This window comes from Variovorax sp. GW821-FHT09D07 (assembly GCF_059416345.1).
Genome location: NZ_JBWKOY010000003.1, coordinates 57,562 through 83,839 on the forward strand (window position 1 = coordinate 57,562; position 26,278 = coordinate 83,839).

At 68.4% G+C, this 26,278-nt stretch carries 25 protein-coding genes; 14 read left to right on the forward strand and 11 right to left on the reverse strand.

What is annotated here, in order from left to right; genetic code table 11:
• The 3 genes from AC07OX_RS11680 to AC07OX_RS11690 all read right to left on the reverse strand — a co-directional run bounded on the left by AC07OX_RS11680 (position 1) and on the right by AC07OX_RS11690 (position 1,889).
• The gene (locus AC07OX_RS11680; protein WP_062473853.1) at positions 1 to 318 is read right to left on the reverse strand and encodes a c-type cytochrome; all 318 of its coding nucleotides are present in this window, start codon (positions 316 to 318) and stop codon (positions 1 to 3) included.
• 144 nt (positions 319 to 462) lie between these two features.
• Positions 463 to 933, reverse strand: coding sequence for a thioredoxin fold domain-containing protein (locus tag AC07OX_RS11685; RefSeq protein ID WP_095950319.1), 471 nt, complete (start codon positions 931 to 933; stop codon positions 463 to 465).
• Complete coding sequence (locus tag AC07OX_RS11690) at positions 930 to 1,889, reverse strand: MBL fold metallo-hydrolase (RefSeq protein ID WP_095950320.1); 960 nt, start codon at positions 1,887 to 1,889, stop codon at positions 930 to 932. Before AC07OX_RS11690 ends, AC07OX_RS11685 begins: the two co-directional genes overlap by 4 nt.
• 111 nt (positions 1,890 to 2,000) lie before the next feature.
• On the opposite strand from AC07OX_RS11690, the gene AC07OX_RS11695 reads away from it, so the two are divergent.
• Positions 2,001 to 2,414: a DsrE family protein gene (locus tag AC07OX_RS11695; protein ID WP_062473859.1), complete on the forward strand. Its 414-nt coding sequence runs from the start codon at positions 2,001 to 2,003 to the stop codon at positions 2,412 to 2,414.
• 40 nt (positions 2,415 to 2,454) lie between these two features.
• Here AC07OX_RS11695 and AC07OX_RS11700 read toward each other — a convergent pair whose 3' ends face one another.
• Positions 2,455 to 2,781 carry an ArsR/SmtB family transcription factor gene (locus AC07OX_RS11700; RefSeq protein ID WP_062473861.1) on the reverse strand — a complete coding sequence of 109 codons (327 nt, stop codon included), beginning with the start codon at positions 2,779 to 2,781 and terminating at the stop codon, positions 2,455 to 2,457.
• A 287-nt stretch (positions 2,782 to 3,068) separates the two neighbouring features.
• Here AC07OX_RS11700 and AC07OX_RS11705 point away from each other — a divergent pair, with 287 nt between their 5' ends.
• Genes AC07OX_RS11705 through AC07OX_RS11725 form a run of 5 tightly spaced genes read left to right on the forward strand, consistent with a single transcriptional unit; the run spans position 3,069 to position 10,070 of the window.
• The gene (locus AC07OX_RS11705) at positions 3,069 to 4,175 is read left to right on the forward strand and encodes an efflux RND transporter periplasmic adaptor subunit (RefSeq protein ID WP_495261465.1); all 1,107 of its coding nucleotides are present in this window, start codon (positions 3,069 to 3,071) and stop codon (positions 4,173 to 4,175) included.
• Positions 4,172 to 7,282, forward strand: coding sequence for a MexW/MexI family multidrug efflux RND transporter permease subunit (locus tag AC07OX_RS11710; protein WP_495261464.1), 3,111 nt, complete (start codon positions 4,172 to 4,174; stop codon positions 7,280 to 7,282). The genes AC07OX_RS11705 and AC07OX_RS11710 overlap by 4 nt, the downstream gene beginning before the upstream one ends.
• Positions 7,283 to 7,294: 12 nt before the next feature.
• Positions 7,295 to 8,737 carry an efflux transporter outer membrane subunit gene (locus AC07OX_RS11715; protein WP_495261463.1) on the forward strand — a complete coding sequence of 481 codons (1,443 nt, stop codon included), beginning with the start codon at positions 7,295 to 7,297 and terminating at the stop codon, positions 8,735 to 8,737.
• 35 nt (positions 8,738 to 8,772) lie between these two features.
• Positions 8,773 to 9,438 carry a helix-turn-helix transcriptional regulator gene (locus AC07OX_RS11720; protein ID WP_492686917.1) on the forward strand — a complete coding sequence of 222 codons (666 nt, stop codon included), beginning with the start codon at positions 8,773 to 8,775 and terminating at the stop codon, positions 9,436 to 9,438.
• A 50-nt stretch (positions 9,439 to 9,488) separates the two neighbouring features.
• Entirely contained in the window at positions 9,489 to 10,070 is a 582-nt protein-coding gene (locus AC07OX_RS11725) for a superoxide dismutase (RefSeq protein WP_062473869.1), read from the forward strand.
• 49 nt (positions 10,071 to 10,119) lie between these two features.
• Here the strand turns inward: AC07OX_RS11725 and AC07OX_RS11730 are convergent, their stop codons facing one another.
• Both AC07OX_RS11730 and AC07OX_RS11735 read right to left on the reverse strand, forming a co-directional pair.
• Entirely contained in the window at positions 10,120 to 12,705 is a 2,586-nt protein-coding gene (locus AC07OX_RS11730) for a hypothetical protein (RefSeq protein ID WP_495261462.1), read from the reverse strand.
• A gap of 105 nt (positions 12,706 to 12,810) precedes the next feature.
• Positions 12,811 to 13,188: a VOC family protein gene (locus AC07OX_RS11735; protein WP_492683392.1), complete on the reverse strand. Its 378-nt coding sequence runs from the start codon at positions 13,186 to 13,188 to the stop codon at positions 12,811 to 12,813.
• A 245-nt stretch (positions 13,189 to 13,433) separates the two neighbouring features.
• On the opposite strand from AC07OX_RS11735, the gene AC07OX_RS11740 reads away from it, so the two are divergent.
• Positions 13,434 to 14,423, forward strand: a complete 990-nt coding sequence (locus AC07OX_RS11740; RefSeq protein ID WP_495261461.1) for a Bug family tripartite tricarboxylate transporter substrate binding protein — start codon at positions 13,434 to 13,436, stop codon at positions 14,421 to 14,423.
• A 110-nt stretch (positions 14,424 to 14,533) separates the two neighbouring features.
• On the opposite strand, the gene AC07OX_RS11745 is transcribed toward AC07OX_RS11740, so the two are convergent.
• From AC07OX_RS11745 to AC07OX_RS11760, 4 genes are read right to left on the reverse strand one after another with little or no spacing between them, the layout of a single operon-like run.
• The gene (locus tag AC07OX_RS11745; protein ID WP_062473877.1) at positions 14,534 to 14,791 is read right to left on the reverse strand and encodes a hypothetical protein; all 258 of its coding nucleotides are present in this window, start codon (positions 14,789 to 14,791) and stop codon (positions 14,534 to 14,536) included.
• Between the two features lie 16 nt (positions 14,792 to 14,807).
• Positions 14,808 to 15,581 (reverse strand): SDR family NAD(P)-dependent oxidoreductase, encoded by a 774-nt coding sequence (locus AC07OX_RS11750; RefSeq protein WP_495261460.1) that lies wholly within the window; start codon positions 15,579 to 15,581, stop codon positions 14,808 to 14,810.
• Between the two features lie 58 nt (positions 15,582 to 15,639).
• Positions 15,640 to 16,119: a hypothetical protein gene (locus AC07OX_RS11755; RefSeq protein WP_062473882.1), complete on the reverse strand. Its 480-nt coding sequence runs from the start codon at positions 16,117 to 16,119 to the stop codon at positions 15,640 to 15,642.
• Positions 16,120 to 16,130: 11 nt separating this feature from the next.
• Positions 16,131 to 16,895 (reverse strand): Crp/Fnr family transcriptional regulator, encoded by a 765-nt coding sequence (locus tag AC07OX_RS11760; protein WP_062473884.1) that lies wholly within the window; start codon positions 16,893 to 16,895, stop codon positions 16,131 to 16,133.
• 84 nt (positions 16,896 to 16,979) lie between these two features.
• Here AC07OX_RS11760 and AC07OX_RS11765 point away from each other — a divergent pair, with 84 nt between their 5' ends.
• From AC07OX_RS11765 to AC07OX_RS11795, 7 genes are all read left to right on the forward strand, one after another.
• Positions 16,980 to 18,944, forward strand: a complete 1,965-nt coding sequence (locus AC07OX_RS11765; RefSeq protein ID WP_492699469.1) for an AMP-dependent synthetase/ligase — start codon at positions 16,980 to 16,982, stop codon at positions 18,942 to 18,944.
• On the forward strand, positions 18,941 to 19,726 hold the full coding sequence (locus tag AC07OX_RS11770) for an ABC transporter ATP-binding protein (RefSeq protein WP_062473888.1): 786 nt from the start codon (positions 18,941 to 18,943) through the stop codon (positions 19,724 to 19,726). The genes AC07OX_RS11765 and AC07OX_RS11770 overlap by 4 nt, the downstream gene beginning before the upstream one ends.
• A gap of 2 nt (positions 19,727 to 19,728) precedes the next feature.
• Complete coding sequence (locus AC07OX_RS11775; RefSeq protein ID WP_070062998.1) at positions 19,729 to 20,658, forward strand: branched-chain amino acid ABC transporter permease; 930 nt, start codon at positions 19,729 to 19,731, stop codon at positions 20,656 to 20,658.
• A gap of 2 nt (positions 20,659 to 20,660) precedes the next feature.
• The gene (locus AC07OX_RS11780; RefSeq protein ID WP_062473892.1) at positions 20,661 to 21,725 is read left to right on the forward strand and encodes a branched-chain amino acid ABC transporter permease; all 1,065 of its coding nucleotides are present in this window, start codon (positions 20,661 to 20,663) and stop codon (positions 21,723 to 21,725) included.
• Between the two features lie 70 nt (positions 21,726 to 21,795).
• Positions 21,796 to 23,127, forward strand: coding sequence for an ABC transporter substrate-binding protein (locus AC07OX_RS11785; RefSeq protein WP_495261459.1), 1,332 nt, complete (start codon positions 21,796 to 21,798; stop codon positions 23,125 to 23,127).
• Positions 23,128 to 23,212: 85 nt separating this feature from the next.
• Positions 23,213 to 24,025: an ABC transporter ATP-binding protein gene (locus tag AC07OX_RS11790; RefSeq protein WP_062473897.1), complete on the forward strand. Its 813-nt coding sequence runs from the start codon at positions 23,213 to 23,215 to the stop codon at positions 24,023 to 24,025.
• A 46-nt stretch (positions 24,026 to 24,071) separates the two neighbouring features.
• Positions 24,072 to 25,319 (forward strand): phenylacetate--CoA ligase family protein, encoded by a 1,248-nt coding sequence (locus tag AC07OX_RS11795; RefSeq protein ID WP_495261458.1) that lies wholly within the window; start codon positions 24,072 to 24,074, stop codon positions 25,317 to 25,319.
• On the opposite strand, the gene AC07OX_RS11800 is transcribed toward AC07OX_RS11795, so the two are convergent.
• Positions 25,310 to 26,263, reverse strand: a complete 954-nt coding sequence (locus AC07OX_RS11800) for a hypothetical protein (RefSeq protein ID WP_139700820.1) — start codon at positions 26,261 to 26,263, stop codon at positions 25,310 to 25,312. The two genes, AC07OX_RS11795 and AC07OX_RS11800, sit on opposite strands and share 10 nt — an antisense overlap.
• Positions 26,264 to 26,278: the final 15 nt, after the last annotated feature.

Below are 26,278 nucleotides of genomic sequence, written 5' to 3' on the forward strand. Positions count from 1 at the left end.
TTACTTGGCGCCGCCCAACACCCAGGCGGCCAGCGCCTTGGCATCGGCCTCGCTCATCGCGGGCTGCGCGGGCATGGGCACGGCGCCCCACTTGCCGGTGCTGCCCTTCTGGATGCTCGCGGTGAGCGCGGCGAGCGCGTCGGCCTGGCCGGTGTACTTCTTCGCGACGTCGAGGTAGGCGGGGCCGACCAGCTTCTTGTCGACCGCGTGGCAGGCGAGGCAGGCGTTCTTCTGGGCCAGTTCCTTGTTGGCAAGGGCCGGTGTCGACAGCAGCAAGGCGGTGACAGCGACGGCGAGCGACGGCAGCAGCAACTTCAATTCGGTCTCCTCGAAACGCGCCCCGAAGCGGCCGGTTTCATCGTTAAATAAGTAAATCGTTATGTATTGATTTTAGGGACGATCGTGAACAAGGGAAGGGCTTTGCTCTTGGGGGAAACCCGTTCGGTTTCGCCATGCATAACGTCAGCTTCGGACGGCGGTGCGCGCTTGCTGCAGGCGTGCTTCGAGGTAGGCGCCGTAGAAGTCCGAGTCGCCGCCGGTCAGGCGCTCGGCGACCTCGCGGCCGTTGCGGCCGAAGAAGAGCACGGTCGGCGCGACGCTGACATGCCACGCCTTGATGAGCGCGTCGTGCGTGCGTGCTGAACCGTCGAAGTCGCGCACGGTGCGCGCGTCGCGAAAGTCGATCTGCACCACGGGCAGGCCCGCGGCGAGTTCGGGCATGAGGTAGTGCTCGCGCGCGATCTTGCAGAAGGGGCAGCCCTGCAGGCTGGCCATGACGACCAGCGGTTGCGCGCGGGCCAGCGCCGCGGCGAGCGCGCCAGCCAGCGAGACGGGCGCGGGCAGTTGCACATCGGCCGCATGCACGGCCATCGGCGCGACGCACCACGCGGCAAGACCCGCGACGAGCTGCCGGCGCGTGCGGTCGCCGCTCATCGCGCCTCCTGCTCCAGCAGCAGGTAGGTGTTGTAGGCGTTCATGCGGTTGGCCACCTTGAACAGCGGCCAGGCCTCGAAGCGCGACCAGTCGGTGGCGGCGTAGGCCTCGTCGAAGGGCGTCATCTCGGTGGCGGCCTTCTGCATCGCGCCGCGCAGGAAGACGAGGTAGTCGCGCGTCTGCCGCAGGTCTTGCGCGGGGTCGTCCGACGCGGGGCCGTGGCCCGGCACGATGGTGCGTGCGTCGAGCGCGAGCAGCGCGTCGAGCGACGCGATCCAGTGCCGGCTGTCGGCCGAGCCCACGTAGGGCGTGCGGTTGCGGAACACGATGTCGCCGGTGAACAGCACCTTCTGCTGCGGCAAAAAGATGGCCAGGTCTTCGGGCGTGTGCGCGGGGCCGGCGGGCTGGATCACGAATCGCGTGCCGCCGATGGTGAGCTCGGTGCGCCCGTCGATCCACACGTCGGCCGGCACCAGCCGCGTGCGCTCGTCGATCCATGGCGCGAGCTCCTGGCGCGAGGCCTCGAGCCGCAGCCGCGCGGTGTCGGACGTGAGGTAGCTCTTGCCCCGCGTGTGCGCCACGATCTGCGCGCCCAGCGCCTTGAACACCTGCAGGCCGTAGATGTGGTCGGCGTGGTAGTGCGTGAGGATGACGTGGCTGATCGGCTTGGGCGTGAGCTTGCGGATCTCTTGCACCATGCGCTCGGCGACGGCGGGCGAGCCGAGCGCGTCGATCATCACGACGCTGTCGCGCGTGACGACGAAGCCGGCGTTGGAGATGAAGTTCTGGTTCTCTTTCGAGCCCAGCGCGGGGATGCCCTGCACGTAGTAGATGTCGGGCGCCACCGGCAGCGGGCGGATCTCGGGGGCCGCGAACGCGGCACTGGCGCTCAGCCAGAGCGCAGCGCACATCAGCAGCGCCTTCGCGCGAACGGCGGTGGGCCGGCACGGGAACATCGTGGGTCGTCTCCTGCGGGCTGGGCGGCGAAGGCCGCGGGCTTGCCCGGCTGTAAATATAAGCAGAAGATGATATTTTGCGGGCAACGACAACAGCCAGAGGGTTTCCCCATGAGACACGCATTCATCGCTTTCCTGCTCGCCATGGTCGCCACGTTCGCGGGCGCGCAGGAGACCAAGGTGGTCTACCACGTCAACACCGGCGTGGAGAGCAGCGCCGCCATCCTGGCGAACATCACGAACCACCTGAACGCGGAGCCGAAGGCGAAGATCGTCGTGGTCACGCACGGCCCCGGCATCGACTTCCTGCTGAGCGATGCGAAGGACAGCCGGGGCCGCGAGTTCAGCGGCCCGGTGAGCGCATTGGCCGGACGCGGCGTGGAGTTCAAGGTGTGCAACAACACGCTGACCACGCGCAACATCGACGCGGGCAAGCTGCTGATGGAAACCAAGGTGGTGCCCTCGGGCGTGGCCGAGGTGGCGCGGCTGCAGGCGAAGGAAGGCTACGTCTACCTGAAGCCCTGAGGCGCGAAAGCCGGCTGACGCCGGCCTTCTTCTTCTCTTCTTATTCCTGCTCGATGGCGATCTGCACGCAGATGCTGCGGCACAGCGCCACCACGGTTTCGTTCGCGATGCTGTAGTAGATGCTCACGCCGTCGCGGCGTCGTGCGAGCACGCCCGCCTGGTAGAGCGTGTTCAGGTGCTGCGACATGTTGGGCTGCGTGGTGTCGATCTGCGCGAGCAGCTCGCTCACGTTCTTCTCGCCGTTGCACAGCAGGCTCACGATCTTCAGCCGCATGGGCGCGGCCATGGCCCGGAACAGGTCGGCGGCCATGTCGAAGACCTCGTCCTCGGTGACAGCCGCGGACTTCTTACGGGGTTTGGTGGCCATGCTGAATAGGTTCATGCGCAGGTCGCAATGTACATCGGCGCCTGGCGGCGCGAGCGATGTCCCGGCGGCCGTACGGCGATTGCGCACCGCCGCCGCGTCACAAAAGCGACGCGCCGCCCGTCTTCGGGGTGCGGGGATGTCCCCGCGCAACCACCCGGAGCACCCACCATGCACGCGACGCCAAAGATAGCCCTGTCCTATCGGGGCCATTGCCACGTCTTTCTCGACAGCGTTCGGACGCGATCTAATAATCAAAGCACTTTCTTTGATAAAAAAGCAGGTTGCGTATGAACAAACAATCCAGGACCTGGCTCGGCGCCGGTCTCACGGTCGCGGTGCTGGGCGCGGCGGGCTACGGGCTCGTGGCGAAATTCCAGCCGGCCCATGCACAGGGCGGCGCCATGCCGCCGGCCAAGGTGGCGGTGGCCCCCGCGCGGCAGACCGAGATGGCGCGCTTTCTCGGCGGCATCGGCACGCTGGAGGCCAACCGGCAGGTCGAAGTGCCGGCCGAGGTGGAGGGACGGGTCGCGAAGATCCTCTTCACGCCGGGCGCGCAGGTGCGCGCCGGCCAACTGCTGGTGCAGCTGAACGACGCGCCCGAGCAGGGCGACCTCGAACGGCTGCGCGCCCAGCAGGCCAATGCCAGGGCCCTGCTCGAACGCACGCGCCGCCTGCTGCCACAGCAGGCCGCCACGCAGGAGCAGATGGAGCAGGCGCAAGCCGCCTTCGACCAGGCCAGCGGCGAGTTGCGCCGCGTGCAGGCGCTCATCGAGCAGAAGCACATCCGGGCGCCGTTCGACGGCGTGCTGGGCATCCGCAAGGTCAACCTCGGCCAGTTCGTGCGCGCCGGCGATGCGCTGGTGTCGCTCACCGATGCGCGCACGCTGTTCGCCAACCTCACGCTGCCCGAGAACGCGCTGCCGGCGCTCAAGCGCAACCAGGCGGTGGCGCTCGCGGTCGACGCCTACCCGGGCCGCGTGTTCCCCGCGAAGCTCAGCGCCATCGAACCCATGATCGGCAGCGACACGCGCACCGTGCGGCTGCAGGCCACGGTCGACAACGCCGACGGCGCGCTCACGCCCGGCATGTACGTCAACGCCAAGGTGGCGCTGCCCGCGCGCGCCGACGCCATCGCGGTGCCTGAAACCGCCATCACCTACAGCACGCACGGCGACTCGGTGTTCGTGGTGCGCGCCGGCGACAAGGGCGACGGCTTCTCGGTGCAGCAGGTGTTCGTGAAGACCGGCGAGCGGCAAGACGGCCTGGTCGTCGTCGAGCAGGGCCTGAAGGCCGGCGAGCAGGTCGTCACCTCGGGCCAGCTGCGCCTGTACAACGGCGCCGCCGTGGCCCCGGCCGCGAAGGACACGCTGGCCCTCACGGAGCCGAAGTCATGAAGTTCACCGACCTCTTCGTGCGCCGGCCCGTGCTGGCGCTGGTGGTGAGCACGCTCATCCTGCTGCTCGGCGCGCGTGCGCTGGGCGACCTGCCGGTGCGCCAGTACCCGCTCACCGAGAGCACCACGCTCACCATCACCACGCAGTACCCCGGCGCCTCGCCGGAGCTGATGCAGGGCTTCGTCACGCAGCCGATCGCGCAGGCGGTGGCGACCATCGAGAACGTCGACTACCTTTCGTCGTCCTCCACGCTGGGCCGCAGCGTGATCAGCGTGCGCATGAAGCTCAACGCCGACGCCAACCAGGCGCTCACGCAGGCGATGGCGCAGGTCAGCCAGGTGAAGTACCGGCTGCCGGCCGAGGCCTTCGACCCGGTGATCCTCAAGTCGTCGGGCGAGGCCACGGCCGTCGCGTACGTGGGCTTCTCGAGCAAGACGATGCCCGTGCCGCAGCTCACCGACTACCTCTCGCGCGTGGTGCAGCCGCAGTTCGCGTCGATCGAGGGCGTCTCGGGCGTCGAGGTGTCGGGCGGGCAGACGCTGGCGATGCGCGTGTGGCTGGACGCCAACCGCATGGCCGCGCGCGGCATCTCGGCCGGCGAGCTGGCCGACGCGCTGCGCCAGAACAACGTGCAGGCCGCCCCCGGGCAGGTGAAGGGCCTGTACGTGGTGTCGAACATCCGCGTGAACACCGACCTGGTGAACGTGGCCGAGTTCCGCGACATGGTCATCAAGCGCCAGACCGACGGTGGAAGCGACGCCATCGTGCGCCTGGGCGACGTGGCCACGGTGGAGCTCGGCGCGGCGAGCGCCGACAGCAGCGCGACGATGGACGGCGACAAGGCCATCTACCTGGGCCTGCAAGCGGCGCCCAACGGAAACCCGCTGGTGATCGTGAAGCGCATCCGCGACCTGCTGCCCGGCATCAAGCAGAACCTGCCGCCGGGCGTGGAGGTGCAGCTGCCTTTCGAGCTCGCGCGCTTCATCGAGGCCTCGATCGACGAGGTGCAGAAGACGCTGCTCGAAGCGATCGCCATCGTGGTGCTGGTGATCTTCCTGTGCCTGGGCTCGCTGCGCGCGGTGCTCATTCCGGTGGTGACCATTCCGCTGTCGATGCTGGGCGCGGCGGCACTGATGCTGCTGTTCGGCTTCAGCATCAACCTGCTCACGCTGCTGGCGATGGTGCTGGCCATCGGGCTGGTGGTGGACGATGCCATCGTGGTGGTGGAGAACGTGCACCGCCATATCGAGGAAGGCAAGTCGCGCGTGCAGGCCGCGCTGATCGGCGCACGCGAAGTGGCCGGCCCGGTGATCGCGATGACGCTCACGCTGGCCGCGGTGTACGCGCCCATCGGCCTCATGGGCGGACTCACGGGGTCGCTGTTCAAGGAGTTCGCGTTCACGCTGGCGGGCGCGGTGGTGGTGTCGGGCGTGATCGCGCTCACGCTGTCGCCGGTGATGAGTTCGTTCCTGCTGCCGCAGGACGCCACGGCGGGCCGCATGGCGCGCTATGCCGAGGCCTTCTTCCACAAGCTGGCCACGGCCTACGGGCGGCTGCTCGACGTGTCGCTGCACCACCGCTGGGTCACGGGCCTGCTGGCGGCGGCCGTGCTGGTGAGCCTGCCCTTTTTGTACAACGCGGCGCAGCGCGAGCTGGCGCCGGGCGAAGACCAGGCGATGGTGATGACCGTCATCAAGTCGCCGCAGCACGCCAACATCGACTACGTCGAGAAGTTCGGCCAGAAGTGGGACGAGGTGCTGGCCAAGCTGCCCGAGAACACCGGCCGCTGGCTCATCAACGGCTCGGACGGCGTCTCCAACAGCATCGGCGGCGTGCAGCTGTCCGACTGGAAAGATCGCCAGCGCAACGCCGACCAGATCCAGGGCGACGTGCAGGGCGGCATGAACGAGGTCGAGGGCAGCAGCGTGTTCGCCTTTCAGCTGCCGTCGCTTCCCGGTTCGACCGGTGGGCTTCCGGTGCAGATGGTGATCCGCAGCGCGGGCGACCACCGCAGCGTGTTCGAGGCGATGGAAACGCTGAAGAAGGCGGCGCGCGAGAGCGGCAAGTTCGCCGTGGTCGACAGCGACCTGGAGTTCAACAACCCCGTGACCGAGGTGCGCGTGGACCGCGCCAAGGCCAACAGCATGGGCGTGACCATGAAGGCCATCGGCGACACGCTGGCCGTGCTGGTGGGCGAGAACTACGTCAACCGCTTCGGCATGGACGGGCGCTCGTACGACGTGATTCCGCAGTCGCCGCGCGACCAGCGGCTCACGGCCGAGGCGCTCGCTCGCTACTTCGTGAAGAGCGCGAGCGGCCAGCCCGTGCCGCTGGCCAACCTGGTGCAGCTGTCGACCAGCGTGGGCCCCAACAAGCTCACGCAGTTCAACCAGCTCAACGCCGCGACCTTCCAGGCCATTCCGATGCCGGGCGTGACCATGGGCGACGCCGTGGCGTTCCTCAGCGAAGAGGCCAAGAAGCTGCCGGCCGGCTTCAGCTACGACTGGCAGTCGGACGCACGCCAGTTCACGCAGGAAGGCTCGGCGCTGGTGATGGCTTTCGTGTTCGCGATCGTGGTGATCTACCTGGTGCTGGCCGCGCAGTACGAGAGCCTGCGCGACCCGCTGATCATCCTGGTCAGCGTGCCGATGTCGATCTGCGGCGCGCTGGTGCCGCTGGCGCTGGGCTTTGCCACCATCAACATCTACACGCAGATCGGGCTGGTGACGCTCATCGGGCTCATCAGCAAGCACGGCATCCTGATGGTGGAGTTCGCCAACGAGATCCAGGAGCGCCTGAACCTGGAGCGCCGCGCCGCCATCGAGCAGGCCGCGCGCATCCGGCTGCGCCCGATCCTGATGACCACGGCCGCGATGGTGGTGGGCCTGGTGCCGCTGCTGTTCGCGAGCGGCGCGGGCGCCAACAGCCGCTTCAGCATCGGCCTGGTGATCGTGGTCGGCATGCTGGTGGGCACGCTGTTCACGCTGTTCGTGCTGCCCACCATGTACACGCTGCTGGCGCGCGACCACCGCACGGTGGGGCGCTCGCAGCGCGCCGCCGAACTCGAGGCGCTCGTGGCGCGCGAGCCTGCCGGCGACACCGTCTGAGACACCGGGAGCATGACCATGACGACAAGAAGACCCTTCTCCTACGCCGCACCGTTCGCACTCAGCCTGCTGGTGCTGGCCGGTTGCGCGGTCGGGCCGAAGTACGCCGCGCCGAACGATGCGCCGGTGGCCATCGCCGCCCCCGAGCGCGCGCTGTTCGCGCCCGACGCGGTGCAACGCGACTGGTGGCGCCAGCTCGACGACCCGCAGCTCGACGCGCTCGTCGAGCGTGCGCTGGCCGGCAACCACGACATCCGCATCGCCCACGCGCGGCTGCTGGAAGCGCGTGCGATGCAGACCGAAGCCGAGCTCGACCGCCTGCCGGTGGTGACGCTGGGCGCCAGCAAGACGCGCAGCATCGCGCAGGGCAACGGCGTGCCGGCCGATGCGCGTACGCTGGCGCAGAGCAGCCGCACCGGCTTCGACGCCGGTTGGGAGATCGACCTCTTCGGCCGCCTGCAACGCCTCGACGAAGCCGCCACCGCACGCGCCCAGGCCAGCGCGGCCGACCTCGAACAGGTGCGCATCGTGGCCGTGGCCGAACTGGCACGCAACTACTACGAGATGCGCGGCGCCGAGCAGCGCCTGGCCGTGACGCAGCGCACCCTCGAGAGCCTGCGCCAGAGCCTGCGCGTGACCGAGGCGCAGGTGCGCACCGGGCGCGGCCTCGAAGGCGACCTGGCCAGCGCGCAGGCCAACCTGGCCAGCACCGAGAGCCAGTTGCCCGCGCTCGAGACCACGCGCCGCCAGGCTGCGCACCGCGTCGCCGTGCTGGCGGGCCTGCGCCCGGCCGAGCTGACACCCATGCTGCAGCCGCACCCGCTGCGTGTGCTCGACAAGCGCCTGCCCATCGGCGACCTGGGCGAGCTGCTGCGCCGCCGGCCCGACGTGCTGCGCGCCGAGCGCGGCCTGGCCGCCAGCACCGCCGACGTGGGCGCGGCCACGGCCGAGCTGTACCCGCGCGTCGACATCGGCGGCTTCCTGGGCTTCATCGCGCTGCGGGGGGCCGACCTGGGCAGTTCGTCGAGCCGCGCCTTCAGCGTCACGCCCGGCGTGAGCTGGCCTGCGCTGCGGCTGGGCTCGGTCAAGGCCCGCCTGCGCGGCGCCGAAGCGCGTGCCGAGGGCGAGCGCGCCGTCTACGAACAGACCGTGCTGCGCGCCATCGAGGACGTCGAAAGCGCCCTCACCGGCTACGGCCAGAACCAGCTGCGCCTGCAGCGGCTGCTCGAGGCCTCGGCCCGCAGCGGCCGCGCCGCCGAGCTGGCCGAAGTGCGCTACCGCGAAGGCGCCGCGCCCTACCTGAGCGTGCTCGACGCGCAGCGCACCCTGCTGCGCGCGCAGGATGCCGTGGCCGAGGCTGAAACGGCCTCGTTCACCAGCCTCGTGGCGCTTTACAAGGCGCTCGGGGGGGGGTGGCAAGCGCCCACGGATGCGAGGGGAGGCCCAACCACCTGACAATGACGCTGTTTTCCCCCACGACCGAAGCCGCCATGTCCGCCCCCGATGCCACCAAGCCCACCTGGATGCCGCACCAGCCGGCAGACCGCATCCTCTCCACGCTGAAGACCCGCGGCGCGCTCGGCATCCCCGACATCGCCAAGGTGCTGCACGTGACGGTCGAGGCGGTGCGCCAGCAGATGTCCAAGCTCGAAACCGAAGGGCTGGTGGACGCCGAGAGCCGCTCCAGCGGCCGCGGCCGCCCCACCCAGATCTGGCGGCTCACCGGCGAGGGCCACAAGCGCTTTCCCGACACGCACGCCGAGATGACGGTGCAGATGATCAGCGCCGTGATCAGCGTGTTCGGCGAAAAGGGCATGGACCAGCTCATCGGCGCGCGCGAAGCCACCATGCGCGCCACCTACACCGAGGCCATGCGCGGCGCGCGCAACCTCGAGACGCGGCTCGAGCGGCTCGCGGACATCCGCAGCCGCGAGGGCTACATGGCCGAGTACCGGGCCGAGGGCGACGGCTTTCTCTTCATCGAGAACCACTGCCCCATCTGCACCGCGGCGCAGGCCTGCACCGGCTTTTGCCGCAGCGAGCTGCAGCTCTTCGACGAGGTGCTGGGGCCCGAGGCCGACGTGAGCCGTGTCGAGCACGTGCTCGCGGGCGCGCGGCGCTGCGCCTACCGCATCGTGCCCAAGGCCCGCGCCTGAGGCACCGAACTGTTTTTTCCCTTCCACCAACTAGAAAGAAAGACTCCACCATGGAACACACCCTTCCCCCGCTGCCGTACGCCATCGACGCGCTGGCCCCCGAGTACTCGCAGGAAACGCTCGAGTTCCACCACGGCAAGCACCACAACGCCTACGTGGTGAACCTGAACAACCTGCAAAAGGGCACCGAGTTCGAAGCGATGACGCTCGAAGAGATCGTCAAGAAGTCCAGCGGCGGCATCTACAACAACGCCGCCCAGATCTGGAACCACACCTTCTTCTGGAACTGCATGAAGCCGCAAGGCGGCGGCGCACCGACCGGCGCGCTGGCCAAGGCCATCGACGCCAAGTGGGGCAGCTACGACGCCTTCAAGGAAGCCTTCGTGAAGTCGGCCGTCGGCAACTTCGGTTCGGGCTGGACGTGGCTCGTGAAGAAGGCCGACGGTTCGGTGGACATCGTGAACACCGGCGCCGCCGGCACGCCGCTGACCACCGCCGACACCGCGCTGCTGACGGTGGACGTGTGGGAACACGCGTACTACATCGACTATCGCAACCTGCGCCCGAAGTTCGTCGAGACCTTCCTGGCCAAGCTGGTGAACTGGGACTTCGCAGCGAAGAACTTCGGCTGAAGCCCGCGCTTTCGGCATGAAGAAAAAGCCGGCCTGCGGGCCGGCTTTTTCATGGGCGCGCCGTCACCATCCAGTCGATCCAGCGCGCCACGTGCGCCTGGTCGAGGTCGAAGTAGTGGGTGTGGGCGCCCAGGCCGAGGCAGGCCTCGTGCTCGGCCGCGACGCACCAGGCCGGCGGCGTCGTCACCTGCTCGTAGGGCTTGTCGTCCTCGCCCCAGAGCCAGCGCCCGACGTAGTCACCCGCCGTGTAGAGGTTGACCCAGCGGGCCACGCCGACCTGGGCCGCGCTCGGCCCGCCGCCGTTCGCGTCTTCCGCCGTCACCCAGCCGTAGAGGTGCGGAAAACGCGCCGCATACAACTGGCGCAGCGGGCAGCCGGCGGTGAGCAGCAGGAGCCGGCTCTTGTTGAGCGCCGCCCAGAGGTCGGTCACCCGCGCATCGACCTGCTGCGCGGCGCGGAACTGCAGGTAGCGCAGCAGCTCGGTCGAGATCACCGTGCCCTGGCTGTGGGCCACGATCACGATGCGGTCGTAGCCCTGCGCCGCCACGTGCTCCAGCAGCGACACGTAGCGCGAGAAGATGCGCGCGCGCGGAATGGCGCGGCGCGGGAACTCGCGGAAGTGGCCGTCGACGTCCAGCGCCACGTCGAGCGGCATGCGCAGGCCCGGCACGGTGCGCGTGAGAAAACCGCCGAGCAGCGAGACGGAGGCGGCCAGCGTGGCGGCGGTGAAGATCAGCGGCTTGAGGCCGCTTTGCGACAGCGCCGACACCCAGATCACCGTGTCGTCCACCAGCCCCCCGACCGAGACATTGCACTGCTTGAGCACCAGCAACAGGGCCACCGCGAAGGCGACCACCACGCTGGCGCTGGTCAGCACGGCGACGAAGCGGTCCAGCCGCCGGTAGCCCGCGCCGAGCCAGCGGCCCAGGCCCTGCGAGGTGCCGAAGGCCACCTTGAGCTCGGCGAACAGGCTGGGCACCAGCACCGCCACCAGGTAGGCCAGCAGCGACAGCGTGAGGCCGGCCGTCAAGGCGAAGGCCTGCGTGCTCTTCTCGTAGCGGCTGTGCAGGAAGTTCGCGCCGTCGGCCCAGTAGACGTCCTTGCCGAACCAGAACGGCGCGTAGTCGACGTCCTTCGCGCCGAGTTCCACGAGGTTCGTCAGCACGGCCCACGACACCATCGACAGCGCCACGAACGCCGCCACCGACACGAACAGCCCCAGCCGCCCCGTGGCGATGCTGGCGCGCGCGGCGGCGCCGCGGTCGGGCACCGTCTCCCCGGCGAGCAGCCAGGCGATGAGCAGCACGCCGGCCACGCCCCACCAGGCCACGACGCCCAGCAGCAGGTACTCGACCACCCGCATGCCGGCACGCACCCAGTGGCGCAGGTCGTCCGTCGCGCCGGCGGCCGAGGCGTTGATCGCCACGTGCACCAGCAGCGCCGCGGCGGTCAGCGCCATCAGCCCCAGCCCCCAGGTGCGCGCCGCCGGAAAGCGGTCGCGCGCGATGCGCAGGGCACGGTCGGCCAACGCGGCGAGCAGCGCCAGCCAGGCCACGCCGACCACCCAGTGCGCGGGCACCAGCGCCCACAGGAACCAGCCCGCCAAGAGCGCGTACAGGCCCACCACGATCCGCGAGGAGGCCTTTGTGCGCGCCTGGTAGCAGTACCACCAGATCGCCAGCACCGGCACCGCCACGGCCAGCACCCGGCGCAGCAGTTCGGTGAGCGACAACGCATGGGGCGCGGGCTCGACCCGCGCCAGTCCGCCGAGCCCCGCGATCACCAGCCCGACCAGCAGCAGCTGCAGGAAGAGGTTGGCCAGCAGGTTGGCAAAGGCCCAGTCGAGCGCGGTCTGCAGCTTCGCCAGGCAGGCCCAGCGCCGCGCGCCCGAAGGTCTGGGCTTCCTGTTCACACCCGCCGCTTCGGCGGCCCGGTCCACCGCGTCGCGGCCCAGCTGCGAGAGGCGGAACACGATGGTGAACAGCTCGGCGACGATGCGCGCCACCGAGCCCGGCAGGCGCGACAGATCGGCCCAGTACATCTCGTGCACGTCGATGCGCTGCTGCACCGGCTGCCCGTGGGCATCGGTGGCGTCGCGCGTCATGCGCACGCGCGTGGCCTCGTAGGCCTCGTGGTCGGGCTCGGCGCGCTGCGACTTGAACAGCAGGTAGTCGCTGAAGGCGATGTCGGGGTTGCTCTTCTTCAGCTCGCGCGGCGTGAGCGGCCCGCGCCCCTTGGCGGCACGCACCACGCCCGCGTCGTCGGCCTCGGCGGTCGAGATCCAGTCGTCGGCGCTGAAGTCGGACGTCTTCGACTGCCGCATCGCCTTGCGCACGGGCGGCACGTAGGCCTTCTGCGCGGCGGCGCCTTCCGTGGCGGCCTTCTCGTTCTTGTCTTGATGCCCCGTGCGCTGCTGCACCATCGAGGTCAGCGGCGGCACCGGCAGGAGGTGGCTGTCGCAGTCGGCCTGGCGGTAGGTGGCGCCCTCGCCGGGGTGGTTGAGCATCAGCGAGGCGATGGCGCGCGCCGTGTCGCCGGCCTTCTGGTCGGCCACGCCGTGGATGGCGATGACCGCGACGCGCTCGGGGCGCGCGGATGGTTCAGGCGTTGACTGCTCGGGCGGCGGTGCGCGCATGTGGTGACTCCTCCATGCCAGGCCGGTGCATGGCAGGAGGAATTGTCCGCAGCGCGTCGCCCTTGGCTTCCCCCAAACGGGGGATGCCGGATGGACAGGGGCGGCTCAGACGTTGATGAGGTTCAGGATGTTCCCGTCCGGGTCCTTGAACCACGCGACCTTCATGTCGCCCATGACGTGGATGTCGCCCGCGAGCGTGGTGCCGGGCATGTCGTAGTGCTCGAAGCGCACGCCCTTGGCCTTGAGCGCGGCCACGAGGCGCTCGATGTCGCCGTCGACCGACCAGGTCACGGCCGTGGCCTGGTTGGTGCCCGCGAAGGCCGAGCGGTAGACGTTGAGCCGCGTGTTGCCGCTGCGGTAGACGATGACCTCGTCGCCTTCGGCATCGACCTGCGCCAGGCCGAGCGTGTCTTCGTAGAAGCGTCGGGCCACGGCGAGGTCTTTCACCGCCAGGTTGGCCACTGCATTGATGTGTCCGAGCATGGGAGCCTCCCGCAAAGAGGATGGGCGCCCGGAAGCCGCCGAGCGCCGGGCGAGCCAGAAATACTCAACCATTTGGTGGAGTATTCGACTCGCCTCGCGGCATGTCAAGGCGTCCGAAAGTACGCACCGCCCCGCGTTCTGCCCCCGCCAGCCGAGACGAGGGCCATCGCGAACCGCGAAAACCCCGCGCCGGCAGTTCCGGCAGACTGCATCCCCCCTGCCCCCACAACGAGACAATGCCCCCCATGACCCCATCGAACTTCCTCCGTCCGCTGGCCTTTGCGCTGGCCTTCACCGCCGTGGCGGCCACCGCCCCGGCCCACGCCCAGACCGCCGCCTACCCGGCCAAGCCCATCCGCATGGTCGTGCCCTTCCCGCCCGGCGGCGGCACCGACATCCTGGCGCGCCTGGTCGCGCAGAAGCTCACCGAGGCCAACCACTGGACCGTGGTGCCCGACAACCGCGCGGGCGCCGGCGGCACCATCGGCATCGCCGAGGCCGCGCGCGCCACGCCCACGGGCTACGACATCGTGATGGGCCAGAAGGACAACATGGTCGTCGCGCCCTGGCTCTACAAGAGCCTGAGCTACAACCCGGTGAAGGACCTCACGGCCGTGGCCCACGTGGCCTACACGCCCGTGGTGATCGTCACGCAGGCCAACTCCAAGTTCAAGACGCTGGACGACGTGGTGAAGGCCGCGCGCGCCGCGCCCGACACCGTCACCTACGGCTCGCCCGGCAACGGCACCACCATCCACCTGGCCGGCGAGATCTTCAACGGCGCCGCCAAGATCAAGATGCGCCACGTGCCCTACAAGGGCTCCAACGCGGCCATGATGGACGTGCTCGCGGGCAACGTCGACCTGATGGTGTCGTCGGTGCCTTCGGCCATGGCGCAGATCAAGGCCGGCAAGCTGCGCCCGCTGGCCGTCACCTCCGCCAAGCGCAGCACCTCGCTGCCCGACACGCCCACCGTGGCCGAGCTGGGCTACAAGGACTTCGACGTGAGCACCTGGTACGGCGTCTTCGTGCCGGCCGGCACGCCCAAGGACGTCGTCGCCACGCTGAATGCGGCGATCAACAAGCTGCTGGCCACGCCCGAGATGAAGGCGGCCATCATCGCCCAGGGCGCGGAGCCGCAGAGCATGACGCCGGAGCAGTTCGCCGCGCTGCTGAAGACCGACTACGAGAAGTGGAAGGGGATCGTGCAGGCCTCGGGCGCGACGATCGAGTAAGAGGGGCTATTACCAGGAACACCGCGGAACCGGCTTTGCCGGGCCGCTGGTGTTGCCCCCGGTAGGGGGTTGGCGAAGCGACACGAAGTGCGCGAAGCCTGGGGGCGCGCTCAATCAGGCACGAACTTGGCGTTGAAGATCTCGACGTCCGCCGCATCCTCGAACGTCGCCACCTGCCCCATCTTCCCGTCGCTCATGCGGCAGGCCGAGAACAGGCTGTAGCGGCCCTTGAAATAGAACTCGTCCATCACGATCAGCGCGTACGGGTACGGCACGAACACCTGGTGCTCGAAGACGATGCGGTGCACGTTCCTCGGCGATGGGAAGAGCTTGTATTCGACGGTGTCGATGGACTTTGCGGTGGCCATGATGTGGTCGCCGTGCTCAGGCCGGGTCGCGCACGTCGGCCACGGGGTTGCTGCCGAAGTCCGCGCGCGCCAGGTAGGCGAGCACCTTGGTCGCCGCGCTCTGGGGGCTGTCGAGCCGGCCTTCTTCCTTCATGCTCACGAAGCGCGTGCGGTCCGGAAACTGTTCGGCCGAAGCGCCGCGCAGTTGCACCTGCATGTCGGTGTCGATGATGCCGGGCGCCAGCGACACGATGCGCGCGCCGTTCGGTGCATGCACCTCTTCGAGCGCCACGGCGCGCGAGAAATGGTCCATGCCGGCCTTGGCCGCGCAGTACGGTGCCTGGCTGCCCAGGGCGTTGCGGCCCAGGCCCGACGAGATGTTCAGCACCTTGCGCGCGCCGCGCCATTCGCGCGTGCCGCCGAGAAAAGCGGCCGTGAGCAGCATCGGCGCCTCGAGCCCGATGCGCAGCGCCTGCGCCAGTTCAGCCGGCACGGCGCGCGACAGCGGCGCGGGGTTGCCGACGGTGCCGGCGTTGTTGATGAGCGTGACGCTGTCGAAGCGCTGGCCGTCCAGCGTGCGCAGCCAGTCCGACAGGCGCGCCGCGGCGGCCACCGGGTCGGACAGGTCCTGCTCCCATTGCGTCAGTTCGGCGTCGGCCGCCTTGGGGGCCTCGGCGAGTTCGGGCGAGGACTTGCGCGCGATGCCGAGCACCGTGTGGCCAGCCTGCAGCAGCTGTTCGGCCATGGCACGGCCCAGGCCGCGCGAGGCGCCGGTGATGACGGTGAGGTGGGAAGAGGCGGAGGTGGTCATGGTTGTGTAGGGGCAGGAGAAGGCCGCAAGGCTAAGGGATATCGAAAGGCCGCGCGCGTCAGCCGGTACGGAACTGGGCGCGCAGGAAGTTGCGATGCCGGGCGATGTGCTGCAGCTGCGCCGGTGCGATGGAGCCGCCGAGGTCGACCTCGTCCGCGCCGTTGAGCACCGCGTTGGCGTTCGCCATGGCGCGCGCCACGACCTCTTCCTCGCTCACGCCGAGCTGCGCCGCCAGGTCGAGCGCGACACGGCGCATGGCGCGCTGCGACAGCATCCACATCGCGCCGAAACGGTCCCAGGCCAGCGCGGCCTCTTCCGACTTCTCGCGGTCGGCCAGGATGTCCTTGAGCGGGCGCGCCAATATTTCGTTGAGCGCGTCGATCTGTTCGCCCAAGGCCTCGGCGCGGTCGATGGCTTCTTCCAGCGTCGGCCCGTCGTCTTCCTCGTTGCGGGCCTGCGTGGCCTGTTGCTGCTGCGGCGGAAGAAAGCTCGCCTGGGCGTCGGCGGGCACGATCTGCAGGTGGTCGGAGAGGGCCATGTTTTTTTCTTTCAGTTCGAAGTGCTGTTGTTCTTGCGGCTGGACATCGCGGTGGCGCGCAGGCCCGGCAGGTCGAGCACGCGCAGGCCACCGTACTCCACGCGGATCAGCCCCTGCGCCGACAGCGCATTGAGCGCCTCGTTCACGCGCTGGCGCGACAGGCCGACAAGGTACGCCAGTTCCTGCTGCGTGATGCGCAAGACCTCGCCCACGCCGGGGTACAGCACCGGGTTGAACAGCGACACCAGGTTGCGCGCCACGCGCGCGTCGGGGTTGTTCAGGCGGTCGATCTCCAGCGCCGCGATGAACTGGCCCAGCCGCTCGTTGAGCTGGTTCATCACGAAGCGGTTGAAGCCGATGGAGTGGTCCAGCAGCCAGTGGAAGCTCTCGATCGGCAGCCCCGCCACGAGGCTGCGGCGCAGCGCCTGGATGTTGTAGCGGTAGGGCTCGCGCTTCATCACCGTGCCCTCGCCGAACCAGCCGCCGGGCGGCACGCCGGTGTAGGTGACCGAGCCGCCGTCGGCGTTGTCGTTGCTCATCTTCAGCAACCCCTCGACCACGCCGAACCAGTAGGTGGGCGAACGCCCGACGCGGCACACCAGGTCGCCGGGCTCGGCCTCGCCCACCACGAGCGTGGCCTCGGCGCGGCGGCGCTCGGCGGGCGTGAGCGTGGGCAGCCACGGAATGCCGTCGAGTTCAGCGGCATTGGCGGGGCGCACGCGGTCCTTGATGGAACCGCCGAGCACGTTCTGTGGGTTGAGGTTGCCAGGAGGCATCGGGAAACTCCGGGGAGTAGTGTCCCTAGGATTGTCGTTGGAACGACAACCGGGCGTCAAAGTGGGACCTACGATCCGGCCACTGTGCAAACCACCGCCCCCACCTTCCCCCGTCTGCTGCTCGCGCATGCCGAGGCCCGTCCCGAGGCTCCCGCCGTGCGCGAAAAAGACCTTGGCATCTGGCAAACCTGGACCTGGAACGCCGTGGCGCAGGAAGTGCGCGAGATGGCCTGCGGTCTGGCAAGCCTTGGCTTCAAGGCCTTCGACAACCTTGCGATCGTCGGTGCCAACCGGCCGCACCTGTACATGGCCGTGCTCGCCGCGCAAAGCCTGCGCGGCGTGCCCGTGCCGCTGTACCAGGACGCGGTCGCCAGCGAGATGGTCTTCATGCTGAACGACGCGAGCATCGAGTTCGTGATCGTCGAAGACCAGGAGCAGGTCGACAAGCTGCTCGAGTGCCGCGAGCTGCAGCAAGGCCAGGAGGGCCAGCAGCAGGGCATCCGCCACATCATCTACGACGACCCCAAGGGCCTGCGCCACTACGAGCAGCCGGGGCTCATGAGCTACGAGCAGCTGCGCGAGCTGGGCCGGGCCTTCGACAAGGCCAACGCCGGCTACTACGACCGCGCCGTGGCCAGCGGCGAGGCCAGCGACGTCGGCGTGATCCTCTACACCTCGGGCACCACCGGCCGCCCCAAGGGCGTGTGCCAGACGCACGCCAGCTTCATCGCGGCGGGCCGCGGCGGCGTCGAGACCGACAAGCTCGGCCCCGGCGACAACATCATGAGCTACCTGCCGATGGCGTGGGTGGGCGACCACCTGTTCTCGGTGGCGCAGTGGCTGGTGGGCGGCTTCACGCTCAACTGCCCCGAGTCGGCCGAGACGGTGATGAACGACATGCGCGAGATCGGCCCGAGCTACTACTTCGGCCCGCCGCGCACCTTCGAAGGGCTGCTCACGGCCGTGTCGATCCGCATGGAAGACGCGGCCGCGCCCAAGCGCTGGCTGTACGCGAAGTTCATGGCGCTGGCGCAGCGCGTGGGCGCCGACATCCTGAACGGCGCACCGGTGAGCACCGGCGACCGGGTCATGTACAGCCTGGGCAACCTGCTCATCTACGGCCCGCTGCGCAACGTGCTGGGCATGAGCCGCATCCGCGTGGCCTACACGGCGGGCGCGGCCATCGGGCCCGACCTGTTCCGCTTCTACCGCTCCATCGGTGTGAACCTCAAGCAGTTCTACGGCCAGACCGAGACCTGCGCCTACGTGTGCCTGCAGCAGGACGGCAAGGTCAAGCTGCAGACCGTGGGCACGGCGGCGCCGGGCATCGAACTGAAGATCGCCGACGACGGCGAAGTGCTGGTGCGCGGCGTGTCGGTGCTCAAGGAGTACTACAAGCGCCCCGACGCCACCGCCGAGGTGCTCGACGCCAACGGCTACTTCCACACCGGCGACGCCGGCGTGCTCGACAGCGAAGGGCACCTGCGCATCATCGACCGCGCCAAGGACGTGGGCCGGCTCGTGGGCGGCGCGATCTTTGCGCCCAACTACATCGAGAACAAGCTCAAGTTCTTCCCGCAGATCAAGGAAGCCGTGTGCTTCGGCAACGGCCGCGACGAGGTCTGCGCCTTCGTCAACATCGACTTCGAGGCCGTCGGCAACTGGGCCGAGCGCCGCGGCCTGGCCTACGGCGGCTATGTGGACCTGGCCGGCAAGCCCGAGGTGCTGACGCTGGTGGCCGAGTGCATCGCCAAGGTCAACGCCGACCTCGCGGCCGAGGACGGCATGGGCGAGACGCAGATCGCGCGCTTCCTCGTGCTGCACAAGGAGCTCGACCCCGACGACGACGAGCTGACCCGCACGCGCAAGGTGCGCCGCGGCTTCATCGCCGAGAAATACGCCGTGCTGGTCGACGCGCTGTACGGCGGCAAGACCGCCCAGTACATCGAGACCCAGGTCAAGTTCGAGGACGGACGCACGGGGGTTGTCAGCGCCACGCTGAAGATCAACGACGCCAAGACCTTCCCCATCGTGAAGGCCGCCGCATGAGCAATCGGAAAATTGGCGACGTCATCCTCGACGTCCAGAACATCAGCCTGAGCTTCGGCGGCGTGAAGGCGCTGACCGACATCAGCTTCAACGTGCGCGAGCACGAGGTGCGGGCCATCATCGGCCCCAACGGCGCGGGCAAGAGCTCGATGCTGAACTGCATCAACGGCGTGTACTGGCCGCAGCAGGGCTCCATCACCTTCCGCGGCCAGACCTTCAAGCACATGAACTCGCGCCAGGTGGCCGAGATGGGCGTGGCGCGCACCTTCCAGAACCTGGCGCTGTTCAAGGGCATGAGCGTGCTCGACAACATCATGACCGGGCGCAACCTCAAGATGAAGAGCGGCCTGTTCGCACAGGCGCTGCGCTGGGGCCCGGCCGAACGCGAAGAGCTGCAGCACCGCGAGTTCGTCGAGCACATCATCGACTTCCTGGAAATCCAGGCGCACCGCAAGACGCCGGTGGGCCGCCTGCCCTACGGCCTGCAAAAGCGCGTCGACCTCGGCCGCGCGCTGGCGATGGAGCCGCAGGTGCTGCTGCTGGACGAACCCATGGCCGGCATGAACGTGGAAGAGAAGCAGGACATGAGCCGCTTCATCCTCGACGTGAACGACGAGTTCGGCGCGACCATCGTGCTCATCGAGCACGACATGGGCGTGGTGATGGACATCTCCGACCGCGTGGTGGTGCTGGACTACGGCAAGAAGATCGGCGACGGCACGCCGGATGAAGTTCGGAACAACGAAGACGTGATCCGGGCGTACCTCGGCGTGGAGCATTGACCATGGGATTTTTCCTCGAAACCCTTTTCGGCGGCCTCATGGTCGGCATGCTGTATTCGCTGATCGCGATCGGCTTCGTGCTGATCTACAAGGCCTCGGGCGTCTTCAACTTCGCGCAGGGCGCGATGGTGCTGTTCGCGGCGCTGGCCATGGCGCGCTTCGCCGAGTGGTTCCCGCAGTGGTTCGGTTTCCAGAGCCAGATCCTCGCGAACATCCTGGCCTTCATCGCGGCCATGGCGGTGATGATCGTGGTGGCCTGGCTCATCGAACGGCTGGCGCTGAGCAAGCTGGTGAACCAGGAAGGCATCACGCTCCTGATGGCCACGCTGGGCATCGCCTACTTCCTGGACGGCGTGGGCCAGACGATCTTCGGCAACGACATCTACAAGATCGACGTGGGCATGCCCAAGGAACCGCTGATGGTGCTCGAAGGCACCTTCCAGGGCGGCCTGCTGCTGAGCCAGGAAGACCTGATCGCCGCGCTGGTGTCCGCCGCGCTGGTGGTGGTGCTGGCCATCTTCTTCCAGAAGACCGCCACGGGCCGGGCGCTGCGCGCGGTGGCCGACGACCACCAGGCCGCGCAATCGATCGGCATTCCGCTGTCGCGCATCTGGGTGATCGTGTGGTCGGTGGCCGGTTTCTCGGCACTGGTGGCCGGGATCATCTGGGGCTCCAAGCTCGGCGTGCAGTTCTCGCTCTCGCTGGTGGCGCTGAAGGCGCTGCCGGTGGTGATCCTGGGCGGGCTGACCTCGATCCCCGGCGCCATCATCGGCGGCCTGTTGATCGGTGTCGGCGAGAAGCTGTCTGAAATCTATCTCGGCCCCATGCTCGGTGGCGGCATCGAGATCTGGTTTGCCTATGTCCTCGCGCTGGTCTTCCTGCTGGTTCGTCCGCAGGGTCTGTTCGGCGAAAAGATCATCGATCGGGTCTGAGAATGTTCTACAGAGAAAACGGCCAGTTCAAGTCGAGCTACCGCGCCGACCAACAGATCTTCCCGATCGCGCAAGACCGCCTGGCGATCCTCGTGCTGCTGCTCGTGGCGTTCGTCGTGGTGCCGATGGGCGTGTCCGACTACTGGATGCGCGCCATCCTCACGCCCTTCCTGATCCTGTCGCTCGCGGCGCTGGGCCTGAACATCCTGGTCGGCTACTGCGGCCAGATCTCGCTGGGCACCGGCGCCTTCATGGCGGTGGGCGCGTACGCGGCCTACAACTTCCAGGTGCGCATCGACGGCATGCCGCTCATCGCCTCGCTGCTGCTGGGCGGTCTGTGCGCCACGGTGATCGGCGTGCTGTTCGGCATTCCGAGCCTGCGCATCAAGGGCCTGTACCTGGCGGTGGCCACGCTGGCCGCGCAGTTCTTCACCGACTGGGCGTTCCTGCGCATCCAGTGGTTCACCAACAACTCGTCGTCGGGTTCGGTGAGCGTGGCGGGCCTGAACGTGTTCGGCGTGCCGATCGAGTCGCCGGTGCAGAAGTATCTGTTCTGCCTGATCTTCGTGGTGGTGTTCGCACTGCTCGCCAAGAACCTCGTGCGCAGCGCCATCGGCCGCGAATGGATGGCGATGCGCGACATGGACGTGGCCGCCGCGGTGATCGGCATCCGCCCGGTGTACGCCAAGCTCACGGCCTTCGCGGTGAGCAGCTTCATCGTCGGCGTGGCCGGCGCGCTGTGGGGCTTCATTCACCTGGGGGCATGGGAGCCGGCGGCGTTCAGCATCGACCGCTCGTTCCAGCTGCTGTTCATGGTGATCATCGGCGGGCTCGGCTCGATCATGGGCAGCTTCTTCGGCGCCGCCTTCATCGTGCTGCTGCCGCTCTTTTTGAACCAGCTGCCGGGGTGGCTGGGCTTCTCGATCTCGACCGCATTGGCCTCGCACCTGGAGACCATGATCTTCGGCGCGTTGATCGTGTTCTTCCTGATCGTGGAGCCGCATGGCCTGGCGCGGCTGTGGTCCACGGCCAAGGAAAAGCTGCGGCTGTGGCCCTTCCCGCACTGACAGGTTCTGGTTCTTGTTGTTGTTCGTTCGTAAAAACCCGGCACCGAGGTGCCCACAAAAGGAGACAGGCATGACACTGAAATCGCTCGCTCTGACCGCCGCCCTGGTGGCCAGCACCCTCGGCGCGGCCTTCGCGCCTTCGCTCGCGCAGGCCCAGGCCAAGGAACAGTTCTTCCCGCTGCTGGTGTACCGCACCGGCCCCTACGCGCCCAACGGCACGCCCTGGGCCAACGGCAAGCAGGACTACATCAAGTACATCAACGCCACCGGCGGCATCAACGGCGTGAAGATCACGTACGAGGAATGCGAAACCGGCTACGCCACCGACAAGGGCGTGGAATGCTACGAGCGCCTGAAGGGCCGCCCGGGCGTGACGCTGTTCGACCCGCAGGCCACCGGCATCACCTTCGCGCTGACCGACAAGGTGCCCACCGACAAGATCCCGCTCATCACGCTGGGCTACGGCCTGTCGGCCTCGCAGGACGGCGGCGTGTTCAAGTGGAACTTCCCGCTCATGGGCTCCTACTGGACCGCGGCCGACATCCTGATCCAGCACATCGGGAAGAAGGAAGGCGGCATGGACAAGCTCAAGGGCAAGAAGATCGCCCTCGTGTACCACGACTCGCCATTCGGCAAGGAACCGATCCCGCTGCTGCAGGAGCGCGCCAAGCAGAACGGCTTCGAACTGTCGCTCATTCCCGTGACCGCACCGGGCGTGGAACAGAAGTCGGCCTGGCTGCAGGTGCGCCAGTCGCGTCCGGACTTCGTGCTGCTGTGGGGCTGGGGCGTGATGAACTCCACCGCCCTGAAGGAAGCCGTGGCCACGGGCTACCCGCGCGAGAAGATGTACGGCGTGTGGTGGGCCGGCGCCGAACCCGACGTGAAGGACGTGGGCGCCAACGCCAAGGGCTACAACGCGCTGGCGCTGAACACCTCGGGCACGCAGCCCAAGGTGATCCAGGACATCCTCAAGCAGGTGCATGACAAGGGCCAGGGCACGGGTCCGAAGGACGAAGTGGGCTCGGTGCTCTACACGCGCGGCGTGATCATCCAGATGCTGACCATCGAGGCCGTGCGGCGTGCGCAGGAGCGCTTCGGCAAGGGCAAGGTCATGACCGGCGAGCAGGTGCGCTGGGGCATGGAGAACCTCGCGCTCGACCAGAAGAAGCTCGACGCGCTGGGCTTCTCGGGCGTGATGCGTCCGGTGAGCACCTCGTGCCAGGACCACATGGGCTCGACCTGGGCGCGCGTCCATACCTGGGACGGCACCAAGTGGGGCGGCATGTCCGACTGGTACGAGGCCGACAGCCAGATCATCAAGCCGATGGTGAAGGCGGCCGCCGACAAGTACGCGGGCGAAAAGAAGCTCACGCGTCGCGAAGCGGCCGACTGCCAATCCTGATGCACTGAGTGCCGTGGCGGCTCGCAAGAGCCGCCATTCGCAAGGACGGCGATGTGCCGTTCTTGCGAATGCTTCGGACCACACCATGAGCGAACCCAAGATCCTTCTCAACGTCAACGGCATCGAGGTCATCTACAACCACGTGATCCTCGTGCTCAAGGGCGTGTCGCTGACCGTGCCCGAAAGCGGCATCGTCGCGCTGCTCGGCGGCAACGGCGCCGGCAAGACGACCACGCTGCGCGCCGTGAGCAACCTGCTCGCGGGCGAACGCGGCGCCGTGACCAAGGGCACCATCGAGCTGCGCGGCGAGCGCATCGAGGCGCTGTCGCCGGCCGAGCTGGTCAAGCGCGGGCTGATCCAGGTGATGGAAGGCCGCCACTGCTTCGCCCACCTGACCATCGAAGAGAACCTGATGACCGGCGCCTACACGCGCACCGACGGCAAGGCCTCGGTGCAGGAGACGCTGGAGAAGGTGTACGCGTATTTCCCGCGCCTGAAGACGCGCCGCACCTCGCAGGCGGCCTACACCTCGGGCGGCGAGCAGCAGATGTGCGCCATCGGCCGCGCGCTGATGGCCAACCCGACCATGGTGCTGCTGGACGAGCCCTCGATGGGCCTGGCGCCGCAGATCGTGGAAGAGGTGTTCGAGATCGTCAAAGACCTGAACACCAAGGAAAAAGTGACCTTCCTGCTGGCCGAGCAGAACACCAACATGGCGCTGCGCTACGCCGACTACGGCTACATCCTGGAGAACGGCCGCATCGTGATGGACGGCGAAGCCAAGAGCCTGCGCGAGAACGAGGACGTGAAGGAGTTCTACCTCGGCGTGGGCGGCGCGGACCGCAAGAGCTTCCGCGATGTGAAGAGCTACAAGCGCCGCAAGCGTTGGCTGGCCTGAAGTACCCACCCCAGAGCGACCGAATCGATAGACGAAGGGTACGGACATGAACGACCACTACGACCAACTGGAAATCCGCGACCCTGCCGAACGCGAACGTGACCTGCTGGCCGCGCTGCCCCGGCAGATCGCGCAGGCACAGACTGCAACGTCCGCCTTCACGAAGATCCTCGACGGCGTGAAGCCCGCCGACGTCACCTCGCGCGAAGCCCTCGCGAAGCTGCCCGTCACCCGCAAGTCGGAACTGCTCGAGCTGCAGAAGGCGCGCCGCGCCGACGACCCCTTCGGCGGCTTTGCGTCGATCGTGCGCGGGCCGCGCATGCCGCGCATCTTCGCGAGCCCCGGCACCATCTACGAACCCGAGGGCGAGGCGCGCGACTACTGGCGCACCGCGCGGGCCCTGCATGCGGCGGGCTTTCGCAGCGGCGAGCTGATCCACAACAGCTTCAGCTACCACATGACGCCGGCCGGCTCCATCATGGAAAGCGGCGCGCACGCCATGGGCTGCACCATCTTCGCGGGCGGCACGGGCCAGACCGAGCAGCAGCTCGAAGCCATCGTCGACCTCAAGCCCGACGGCTATGCGGGCACGCCGAGCTTCCTGAAGATCCTGCTGGAGAAGGCCGAAGAAAAAGGCCAGAAGCTGCCGTGGTTCACCAAGGCGCTCGTGTCCGGCGAGGCCTTTCCGCCCAGCCTGCACGACTGGATCTCCGCGCACGGCGTGCAGGGCATCCAGTGCTACGCGACCGCCGACCTGGGCCTCATCGCGTATGAAACCAGCGCGCGCCAGGGCCTGGTGATCGACGAGGGCGTGCTGGTCGAGATCGTGCGCCCCGGCACCGGCGACCCCGTGCCCGACGGCGAGGTGGGCGAGATCGTCGTCACCACCTTCAACCCCGACTACCCGCTGGTGCGCTTCGGCACCGGCGACCTCTCGGCCGTGCTCGCGGGCACCTGCCCCACGGGCCGCACCAACAAGCGCATCAAGGGCTGGCTCGGCCGCGCCGACCAGACCACCAAGGTGCGCGGCATGTTCGTGCACCCCTCGCAGGTCGCCGAGGTCGTGCGGCGCTTTCCCGAGATCGTGCGCGCGCGGCTCGTGGTGTCGGGCGAGATGGGCGACGACCAGATGACCTTCAAGCTGGAATGCGCCGGCGCCCCGGCCGGGCTCGACGCGCGCATTGCCGACGCGGTGCGCGAAGTGACCAAGCTGCGCGGCACCATCGAACTGGTGGCGCCGGGCAGCCTGCCGAACGACGGCAAGGTGATCGAGGACGCGCGCAGCTACAAGTAGGGGCGGTACAGGCGGCGGGTGATGAAGCGCGTGAGCAGCACGGTCAGTAAGGGGTAGAGCGGTACGAGCGCGGCCAGCAGGATGACCAGGTCGCCGACACCGGCCATGCTGGTCTGGGACGGCTCCAGCAACCCCAGTCCCGCGAGGATGACGGCAGCGCAGCCCGCCAGCACCAGCACAAAGGCCAGCACCGACGCGGCCACGGCCCGGAAGGGCCGGACCCGTGTGGGGAGCGGGCCACGGCCGATGCCGAGCCACGCGCCCCAGAACGCCAGAGCAAAGACCAACAACGGCGGCGCGACCCAGCTCAGGAAGGGCGCCACGCGGTCCATGGTCCTCATGGCCTCGTGCCACGGGTCCGTGACCATCGCGCACCAAATCTGGATCGACGCGGACACGGCGGCGATCAACAGCGCTACCGTGGCGCGACCCGGCGATGCGCTCGCGGGCGCCACGGCGTCGGCATCGCCCGCATCGAACGACGCGGCCGATGCCTGAGTGCCCTGCCTCAGCGCAAGCCAGGTTGCCAGCCACACGCTCAGCACCAGCATCGCCAGTTGCACCAGCCGACCGCCCGGCATGTAGAGCAACCCCAGCCCGTAGAGCCACGGGCTCAGCACGAAGTAGTCCAGCACCCGCACGATGAGATAGGCCCCGGCATGGCGCACACGCGGGCCGCGCAGCTGCGCCAGGCGCGCACCGCCACGCACCTCCAATGCCTGGCGCGCATGGCTCCAGGCCAGTGCCGCCGCCAGCACCCAGGACATTGCGAGGTTGGCCGCCATGCCCGCCCACACGTCCAGGCCATAGCCCTCGTGCCCCGAGCCGGGCCACAACTGCCTGCCGAAGTGGACCCCCACGATGGCCGCTTCGACCGCCACGGTGATGAGCGCGAAGTCGCGCGGCAGGCGCCACGCGTTTGCGATGGAAGCGGGAGACGTCATCAAGGCCAATGCCCG